5 protein-coding genes are annotated in these 6,441 nt (G+C 30.2%); all 5 read left to right on the top strand.

The window, feature by feature from the left end; all coding sequences use genetic code 11:
- Positions 1–655 precede the first annotated feature (655 nt).
- The gene (locus tag V7Q04_RS13065; RefSeq protein ID WP_333805649.1) at positions 656–2,065 is read left to right on the top strand and encodes an MBOAT family O-acyltransferase; all 1,410 of its coding nucleotides are present in this window, start codon (positions 656–658) and stop codon (positions 2,063–2,065) included.
- A complete protein-coding gene (locus V7Q04_RS13060) occupies positions 2,065–3,243 on the top strand; it encodes an alginate O-acetyltransferase AlgX-related protein (protein WP_333805648.1) in 1,179 nt (392 codons plus the stop codon). Before V7Q04_RS13065 ends, V7Q04_RS13060 begins: the two co-directional genes overlap by 1 nt.
- 741 nt (positions 3,244–3,984) lie before the next feature.
- Positions 3,985–4,554, top strand: coding sequence for an aminodeoxychorismate/anthranilate synthase component II (locus V7Q04_RS13055; RefSeq protein WP_333805647.1), 570 nt, complete (start codon positions 3,985–3,987; stop codon positions 4,552–4,554).
- Between the two features lie 44 nt (positions 4,555–4,598).
- On the top strand, positions 4,599–5,741 hold the full coding sequence (locus tag V7Q04_RS13050) for an ArnT family glycosyltransferase (protein WP_333805646.1): 1,143 nt from the start codon (positions 4,599–4,601) through the stop codon (positions 5,739–5,741).
- A 6-nt stretch (positions 5,742–5,747) separates the two neighbouring features.
- Positions 5,748–6,368 (top strand): pilus assembly FimT family protein, encoded by a 621-nt coding sequence (locus V7Q04_RS13045; RefSeq protein ID WP_443070045.1) that lies wholly within the window; start codon positions 5,748–5,750, stop codon positions 6,366–6,368.
- Positions 6,369–6,441 lie beyond the last annotated feature (73 nt).

Below are 6,441 nucleotides of genomic sequence, written 5' to 3'. Positions count from 1 at the left end.
ATTGTCAATCCTTAATATTATTTTACCAAGTTGACACGGAATTTCTAACACTCCCTATAAAAATATTATTTTTGTGACACAAACTATAAAAGTTGTTAAAAACATTTTAAAATTAGACTGCCCAACATTTTAGTAACTTGTAAATATTTACTTTTTCGCTCTTTAACATAGCAATAGTAAAACTTTCTATTTTTCATATATTTTTAGTACATCTCAACAATAGAATTTTTTATTTTTTTGATCTCCAATTAAATTAAATTAAAAGCAAATTTTTTGTATCATATTTTCATTGTAGTAAAGTATGGCATAGCATAGTATCATCTGTATTAGTAACGTTTGACATCTCATCAAGCTCCTAAAACAGGTATGGCTATATAAAACTAAATAATATCAACAACTAAAAAATTATATAAATTTCTTGGCTGTTAAATTAGGTGCTAGTCACGTATTTAACGATATAGGCTTTAGTTTAGAGCATAGTTAAAACTATCAGAATTTAGTAGCTACTTGTAACACCTTGGTTTGACGTGTTACGCTTAAAAAATTTATTTCTATAGTTTTTATGGAAAAGCCTTTAAACTTAAAAAGTTTTATTAAAATCAATTAATAAATTCTTTACATTACATCATAATTTAGTTGCAGGAAACAATAACTCATGGTTTTTAGTTCTTTAATATTTATTTATTTATTTTTGCCTATAGCATTAATAACTTTTTACATCCCAAAAATATTTACTAAAAAAAATATTATATTATCAATAATGATATTAACACTTCTGAGTTTTATTTTTTACTTTTTTGGTAGTGGTAAAATGATGATTTTGTTACTCATTTCAATAGTGCTAAATTTTTACTTTGGTGAATTGTTAGTAGTTTTAATAAATGTAAAAAAAAGGAAAATCATTTTATTTATAGGGATAACTGTCAATATTTTGTTACTGCTATATTTTAAATATATAAGATTCATATTAGATTTAATTGGATATGTCTCAGATACACAATTATTTATAGAACTTCATCCATATCTACCTATTGGCATTTCATTTTACACATTCATGGCTATTGCATACTTGGTAGATATTTATAAGGATCACACTATCAGAGCTAATTTATTAGAGTTTAGTACATTTTTATCTCTTTTCCCTCACTTAGTAGCAGGGCCTATCGTACGATTTCAAGAAATTTCACAAGAGCTACAAAAAGAAAATAGCCTTACTATAGATAATTTTTACAAAGGAGTCGTAAAATTTACAATGGGCTTAGGAATGAAGGTACTAATAGCAGATAACCTGGCCCCAACCGTAGATAAAATATTTGCACTAGATACGCATTCCCTTACAATGCTCACCGCATGGTTTGGTGCTGTAACCTATAGTTTTCAAATATACTTTGACTTTGCTGGATATAGTGCAATGGCAATTGGATTAGCACTTATGTTTGGATTTCATTTTCCTGAAAACTTTAGTAGACCATATTTATCAAATAATGTAACCGAATTTTGGAAAAGATGGCATATGAGCTTATCAAGATGGTTAAAAGATTATTTATATATTCCGTTAGGTGGTAATCAAAAAGGTGAATTTAGAACATATATTAATCTTATGATAGTATTTTTAGTATGCGGATTATGGCATGGGGCTGCATTAACATTTGTCGTGTGGGGATTTTATTATGGGGTTATTTTAACACTAGAGAGATTACTAAAAAACAAATATCATTTTGAAATGCAAGGATTTATTGGCGTTTTATTGACGTTTTTTTTAGTTACTATTGGTTGGGTGCTTTTTCGCAGCGAAAGTATTGCTCAAGCAATTTTGTATTTAAAAGCCATGTTCACAATTTCCAGAAGTTCAGATATACAAATGTATCAAGATCCATTATTTATGATTACACTTCTATCTGGATTTCTATTTTCATATCTTCCATTTTCAATTGTAACAAATCTTAAAAAATTCAATTCAATTTATATATTTTTGAAAACACTTTCAGTTTTTACAATTTTAATTTTTTCCACAATTTATATGACTGGAAATGATTTTAAACCATTTATTTATTTTAGATTCTAATGATGAAACATAAATATTTAACAATCATTGGGTTTATATTTTTTATAGCTTTACCCACAATTAATTACAAATGGAACATAATAAAAGTAGATATCGTCGATGAAAAAAGACAAAAAGCTAGTTTGATACAAAATACTCTTTTGGAACTTTATAAAAAACCTAGTACATATATACAAATTGAAAAATATTACAATGATAACTTCCCATTAAGAGATTTATTTCTTAGGCTCAATGGTCAATTTGAATATAGTATTTTTGGTAGATCTAAAGAAGTTATAGTAGGAGACAATGGTTGGTTAAGCGATAAAAAATTATCAACTGTACAAATAGCAGCTTTAGATAAACTAAGTGACCAAGATATTGAAAAAGCTATTATAAAACTTAAAAAACTTCAAACGTATTGTAATGATCAAGGTATATATTTTATGCTGGTTATCATACCCGTAAAACCAACAGTATATGCAAAAAAATTTCCTGAGAAACTAACAAAAAGAGAATATCCAATTATGTTAGAAAAATTTCAAAATACTTTACAAGAAAATGATATTCCTTATATTGATGCGCTAAATATTCTAAGAAGTATTAGTTTGCAATATGATGTATTTTATAAAACGGATATGCATTTTAATACTATTGGTTCAACTTATATAGCAAAAGAGATTGTCAATCATCTTTCTAGACATTACATGAATAAAGATTTATGGGATGTAAAAACTAATAAAGGCGTGATTAAAAACTTTAATGGTAATGAATCTAGTTCATTACCATTAATTTATACAGTTAATGAAGATGCACCTGCTTGGAATGCAGAGAAAACAAATTTCACACAATATATGTATACCTCTAACAAAAAAGTAAAAGAATATGAAGCATATCGTACTACTAGTAAAGATGAAGAACTGTTTCCCCCTATGATGATGTTTGGTAATTCATTTATGTTAACTTATCCAAGTGTTGGACTATTAAATTATTTCAGTCAATCGTATAGAGTTCTTGATTATGAATATTTTAGGAGTGTACTTGATTACATCGAACCTAAAAATAAAATATTTATATTGCATGTGTATGAAACACAATTATTATTTCATATAATGGATGAAAAAAGTAATTATTGGGATAAAAGAATAGATGCCTTGCCTCTGCCTGATAAATTCATTTATAAAGTTAAGAACAAATAATTTTGTGATTAAGAAATTTATATAAAAAATACTAAGCAGTGTAGTTAATGCCTTTCAGCTCCCTACGTGGCATTAGATTTACCTTTAATTTTGCGTAGTTAACAACGAAATACAAATGCAATTTTAAAAGAACGCAGAGGGCATATTACTTTAAATATTTACATTTGTTCCGTAATAATTAACGCCAAAGGACAAAAATGAAAAATACACAATATACTCTATATGTGTTAATACAACCTTTTGAGCCTTTAAGCGGAAAAGTTAAATTTGAAAAAATTACTACAAACATATTTTCCTAAAACAAACAATATCAATCAAAAGATGATGTTGAAAGAAAACTCAATGATGAGATCATAAAAAATTAGAACCTAAGTACTACGCTAGATGTTAATTCGAGAGATGAATTGGTTATTCCTATTTCAAGTTTAAAAGCGATACGATAGACTTTATATAATCTAGGTTATGATATCAAAATCATATGTATGTTGATGAAAAGGTTTTGAGAAATTTGAATACAACAAATAAATTCTTGGAATGTAAAGAACAAGGGGCATAATCTAAGTCAATAGGTTTTCATCATTTTTTTAAAGGGTCTATTAATTTTAAAACAACACAAAAATTGATACAATAATCAATAACTACGCTTTGGTGTAGATATAGGGTAGAATTTTAAGTATTAACAAAAAGTATATTGCATAGAAAAGCTTCTTAATTTAGGAGCGTTTGAGGGAAACAAGAAAAATGGTATTAATGATAGACAACTACGATAGCTTTACCTACAACATTGTTCAGTACTGCTTAGAGCTTGGTGCTGATCTTAAGGTGATTCGCAATGATGAGCTGAACATCGAAGAGATCGAAGCACTCAATCCTGAAAAGATCATCATCTCTCCTGGTCCTGCAACGCCAAATGAAGCAGGTGTAAGTCTTGAAGTTATCAAACATTTTGGTGGAAAGATCCCTATTTTAGGGATTTGTTTAGGGCACCAAGCTATCGGTCAGGCTTTTGGGGGCAAAGTAGTTCGTGCCAAACGTATGATGCATGGCAAAACATCTACAACCAAGCAGCTTCACAACAGTTGCCTTTTTGATGGGCTTCCTGAAACTTTTACCACAACACGCTACCATTCATTGACAGTTGAGCAAGAGAGCTTACCTGCTGTTGTGATCCCAACGGCGTATAGTACGGATGACCATGAAATTATGGCATTGCAGATTAAAGACAAACAAATTTATGGTGTTCAATTTCACCCCGAGTCCATTTTAAGTGAACATGGACATGCCATCTTAAATAACTTCCTAAAACTATGAAAGAAAGACTTTATTTACTCCTTATCTTTGTTTTAAGTGGGGCTTTGCTGTTATATGCGGCACAAAGTATCTCGATTAGCCACGATGAGGCAAATATTTTTTTTAATGGCAGTAGCCTCGTACACTATCTTGCTGTTTATTCAACACATTTTTTTGGGCAAAATGATGTTGCACTACGTTTGCCGTTTATTCTTTTTCACCTTGCTTCCATCGTTTTACTCTATAAAATTGGCAAACTCTTTTTAAAAAAACGTGTTGATCGTATCTTCTCAATTGCTATTTATGCCCTTTTGCCAGGGGTTAATGGTGTTGCCTTGTTTGTCAATAGTGGTAGCCTTGTCATTTTCTTTAGTCTTTTATTTACCTATTTGTATCTCAAAGAGCACAAAATCGCTTCCCACGTGGTTCTTATCGTGTGTCTTTTTGTTGATAATTCCTTTGCGATTTTTTATATTGCGTTGTTTATCTATGCCTTGATGAAGCGCAAAACCGATTTACTCATTTTGACGCTGATTTTATTTAGTGCTTCAATGTACCTGTACGGGTTTGATACTGGTGGAAAGCCTCGAGGTTATTTTATTGATACACTTGGTGTTTATGCCATCGTATTTTCACCGTTGCTCTTTTTATATTTTGTGTATGCCATGTACCGCATTCTTATTAAAGAAGAAAAGAACCTTTTATGGTATATCTCATTCTTTTCATTAGTCGTTTCGTTATTACTCTCTTTAAGACAACGACTCTTGCTTGAAGATTTTGCACCGTTTGTGGTCCTTTCTGTTCCTTTAATGATAAAAGTTTTTTTCAACAGTTACCGTGTAAGACTTCCCTCATTTCGTAAACTTCATACCTTTGTATTTGCGATTGTGCTTATAACACTTATCGCAAATACCATGTTAAGCGTTTTTAACAAGCCTTTGTATGCTTTTATGGACGATCCTTCTAAACACTTTGCAATAAATTATGACATTGCAAAAGAGTTAGCGACTGAACTCAAAGCTAAAGGCATTACGAAAGTTATAATCAAAGATGACAAAATGGCGCTAAGGCTTAAGTTTTATAATATAGAACGAGGTGGGGTGTATAAACTTACAACTCAAAAAGAGATAGATGAAGGGTTCGAAAAAATCGATATTGCTTATTATGGCAAAACCGTTAAAACATTTTATCTTTACAGAGTTATCTAAGAGAAGATGGAAATGAAAAAGGCGTTTACGATGCTTGAACTGGTGTTTGTCATTATGATCGTAGGCATTTTATCGTATGTTGTTTCCTCGAGCTTTCAACGTAATACCTTGCGAGAAGCTGCCGACCAAGTGGTAAGTCACATTCGTTATACTCAGCATTTAGCGATGATAGATGATAAGTTCAAAGATAATAATGCAACTTGGTTTAGAGCAAATTGGCAGCTTGAATTTAAAAGATTAACCAATCCATTAAAAATTTATTACGAGATTTATTCAGATAAAGATCAAAATGGCAATTCTGATGCTATGGAACCAGCTCGAGATCCATTATCAAATAACTATTTTGATGGCACTAATAATAAAACAAATATTGCAAAATCTTTTGGAATTACAAGTGTGGAATTTGCACAAAGTTGTCATACTGGAACAGGAATAGGTGAGTTGTCTTTTGATATATTGGGGCGTCCATATTATTATATTACAAAAACTCTGCCTCCTGCGACAAATAGATATCAATATCTATTAACGCAAGATTGCCATATTACACTTGTTAACCCTGATGGTAATGTAACAATTACAGTTACAAAAGAGACTGGTTATACGTATATTTCTTCTCAAAATTATTAAGTAAAATCCCCTTCAATTCTTTAACCTTCTTTTAAGGTGTAAGTCTATATAATTTCGTCCTCGTTTGAGAGAA

The sequence above is a fragment of the Sulfurospirillum sp. genome, from assembly GCF_036802865.1.
GTDB lineage: Bacteria > Campylobacterota > Campylobacteria > Campylobacterales > Sulfurospirillaceae > Sulfurospirillum.
The sequence above is the reverse complement of the archived record's forward strand: the minus strand, read 5'-3'. Positions and strand labels throughout refer to the sequence as shown.

Excerpts from the sequence above, each read along its gene's own strand:
- V7Q04_RS13060 (WP_333805648.1), top strand. The coding sequence starts at position 2,065 with ATGATGAAACATAAATATTTAACAATCATTGGGTTTATATTTTTTATA.
- V7Q04_RS13055 (WP_333805647.1), top strand. The coding sequence starts at position 3,985 with ATGGTATTAATGATAGACAACTACGATAGCTTTACCTACAACATTGTT.
- V7Q04_RS13065 (WP_333805649.1), top strand. The coding sequence starts at position 656 with ATGGTTTTTAGTTCTTTAATATTTATTTATTTATTTTTGCCTATAGCA.
- V7Q04_RS13045 (WP_443070045.1), top strand. The coding sequence starts at position 5,748 with ATGGAAATGAAAAAGGCGTTTACGATGCTTGAACTGGTGTTTGTCATT.